Raw genomic sequence first — 1208 nt, 5'->3', positions numbered from 1 at the left:
GGCATGCGCGTTGCTACCTGACTCCTCTTCTCTCCCACCGGCGTACGGAAAGATTGCTCAACTGGACTATGCCACTAAATTAGCTAGTGGCATAGTCCAGTTGAGCGAACATGGAACATTTCCGGTAGATCGGCCGAGAGTTAGACGGTGATCGGGTAGTCCTGACGGAACGCCCAACGGTCTTGCGGATAGACGGCCTCGTCGAACTCCACCGGAGTGCCGTCGGAGTCGAAGACGACGAGCCAATAGACCAGCACAGCAGACGGATTCGGCAGGCCGAGCGCCAGCCGCTCTTCGTCGTCAGCCAATCGCGCAGACACCTGGTCGCGAGCGAAGGCGCCGCGCAGGCCTAGCACCTCCACTAGATGGGGGACGGTGCCCCCGCGAAGCCGCTCGGTCACCAGCAGTTTCGGCGCAACCTCAGCCGTGGCCGCCGGGAACCAACTCGTCGAGAGCTCAGTTGGGCCGGTAGCTTCGTTGCTGATCACGCGTTGACGCTTCACAACGAGCTCACCCGCGCCGACGCCCAATTGGGTGGCAACGTAGGCGGACGACTCAACTACGCCGACGAACGGGAACGCGACGCTCTCGGCATCGGAGTACATCGTCCCCATCGCCGCAGCCCGCTCATACCGCTCGCGCGCCCGCGGAGCCGCAGGATTCACATCTCGAACGAATGTGCCAGCACCCCGACGAGCCTCAACAAAACCCTGCTGTCGCAATGCCTGCAACGCTTTCGTCGCGGTCGGCCGAGCCACCCGCCACGTCGCAGCCAACTCACGCTCGGAAGGAACCTCGGTCCCGGGTGGGAGGTCGCCACGTACGATCTGATCGCGCAGGTACCCAGCGATCTGCAGGTACTTAGGCAAGACCTCTTCGATTTCCGGCAACCTGCATCCTTCGTTGAGTACCATATGCCACTAGCCAGTCTACGGGTTACAGTTAGGTCGACCACACAACATGACGGCAATCGCGATCGCCGCAGGCGGAGGCGGCGATGCGGTCACCGCGGCCGTGCTCGCCCAGAAGATGCCGCACCTGCACATCGCAGCGATCATGAGCTACTCCTGGGACCGGCTGATCATCGATCCGACACCGGGCCCTCGAAGCTCCGCAGACTTCGACGGACTGGTCGATCACGGCGGAGTCTACGAAGTCACTCACACCGCAGGTCTACTCACGGGTGGGCAGTCCTCGCTCCCCCGACT

The 1208-nt window shown here is 62.7% G+C and carries 2 protein-coding genes; one reads left to right on the top strand and one right to left on the bottom strand.

Annotation, left to right across the window (positions count from 1 at the left end):
• Window positions 1-140 precede the first annotated feature (140 nt).
• Window positions 141-890: a GntR family transcriptional regulator gene (locus tag ACFWF3_RS36470; RefSeq protein WP_379318768.1), complete on the bottom strand. Its 750-nt coding sequence runs from the start codon at window positions 888-890 to the stop codon at window positions 141-143.
• A 70-nt stretch (window positions 891-960) separates the two neighbouring features.
• On the opposite strand from ACFWF3_RS36470, the gene ACFWF3_RS36465 reads away from it, so the two are divergent.
• Window positions 961-1208: DUF1152 domain-containing protein (locus tag ACFWF3_RS36465; RefSeq protein WP_379318766.1), on the top strand; the 248-nt coding region annotated here is incomplete at its 3' end.

The sequence above is a fragment of the Nocardia sp. NPDC060220 genome (genome assembly GCF_042727815.1).
Classification (GTDB): domain Bacteria; phylum Actinomycetota; class Actinomycetes; order Mycobacteriales; family Mycobacteriaceae; genus Nocardia.
Note: the sequence above shows the minus strand (reverse complement) of the source record. Positions and strands in the feature narration are given on the sequence as shown.